This is a genomic window from Mesorhizobium sp. M1E.F.Ca.ET.063.01.1.1 (assembly GCF_003998155.1).
Classification (GTDB): domain Bacteria; phylum Pseudomonadota; class Alphaproteobacteria; order Rhizobiales; family Rhizobiaceae; genus Mesorhizobium.
Genome location: NZ_RZSC01001116.1, coordinates 1 through 1394, shown reverse-complemented (window position 1 = coordinate 1394; position 1394 = coordinate 1). Strand labels below are relative to the sequence as shown.

Here is a 1394-nt window from a genome sequence, read left to right as displayed (position 1 = left end):
GATATCGTGCCTTTCGGGGTGGTGACCCTCACCTTTCCTCCGCTGGCGGCCACGGCCGGCGCGCATCTGTTCGAGCGGACGCCCTCGACCGGCATCGCCGCCAGCGGAGGAAAGGTGAGGGTCACCACCCCGAAAGGCACGATATCAGCCGAGAAATGCCTGATCGCGGTCAACGCCTATGGCGGCAAGCTGGAGCCGGTAAGCGCCGCCCACATCATGCCGATCGGCTCCTTCATCGGCGCCACCGTGCCGCTCGGATCGTCCTCCAATGTTCTACCGGGAGGCGAGTCGGTGGACGATTCCCGCTTCGTCGTGCGCTATTTCCGCAGGTCGAAGGACGGCAGGCTTTTGTTCGGCGGCCGCGAGGTCTACGCCGTCAACGATCCGAAGGACATCCATATCCACATCCGCCGGCAGATCGCCGAGCTCTATCCGGCGCTCAAGGATGTCGAGATCACCCATGGCTGGGGCGGCTATGTCGGCATCACCATGCCGAGAAAACCCTTCGTGCGCGAGGTGATGCCGAACGTGATTTCCGTAGGCGGCTATTCCGGACACGGCGTCATGCTGTCGAACTTCTTCGGCAAACTTTACGCAGAGACGGTCGCCGGCAACCGCGACAGGCTGAAACTGATCGAAGATCTGAAGATTCCCGCTTTCCCGGGGGGCCGTCGTTTTCGCGCGCCACTGCTGTTCCTGGCGCTCAACTGGTTCGCGTTACGCGACCGGATTTGAGGGTCGAGCATCCCGGTGGAAGTGCTTGATTCGATGGAGAGCGCGTCTCCGCAGCACGTTGCAGAATCGTTAACAAATGCAGGAAATTTCGTAAAAAGGCGCACTCATGCCACAATCGCCGGCAAGAGATGCCGGTTCTGGGCGATAAAACGGGGATTTGCGCGGGCCTGCCCGCTGGAATTTCGGGACCGATGCCGATCAACCGCGACATGTCGCGGCAAGATCGAAAGAACGTCGGCCCGGTTGTTGGAGGTGGTCTAAGTGTATGAGCCCTTCAGTTTCGGCGCGCCGGAACGACGGCGCTTTGCAGTGCAGTTCGGCTATGACATGCGGCCTTCGCTCTGGCAGAGCCTGCAGTCGAACGCGCATCTGGTGATCGCGGCCGTCGGTACCGTGGCGCTGCTCGGCGTGGCGGGGGTGGCGCTTTGGCTGGCCCTGCCAGCCAATGAACGGCAGGCGATCGCAAGCGCGGAGCAGAGCGTGCCCGCGATTCCGGTCAAGACGACGAAGATCGCTCCGGCCGCGGCGAGCGCTGTCAGTGTCGCCGCCGCGCCGCAAGCCGAGCCCAAGGCAGACGCGGTTTCGCCTGTCGCCGCCACGCGCAAAGCCGCCATCCCGGCGCTGGCATCGAACAGCCCGCGCTGGACTGCCCCGGCTGC

At 63.6% G+C, this 1394-nt stretch carries 1 protein-coding gene and 1 pseudogene; both read left to right on the top strand.

The window, feature by feature from the left end; translation table 11 throughout:
• Positions 1-735, top strand: a 735-nt coding sequence (locus tag EOA29_RS36515; protein ID WP_145970050.1) for an FAD-binding oxidoreductase, incomplete at its 5' end; no start/stop codon positions are given.
• Between the two features lie 261 nt (positions 736-996).
• Positions 997-1394: pseudogene (locus EOA29_RS36510) on the top strand (SH3 domain-containing protein); the annotation flags it as partial.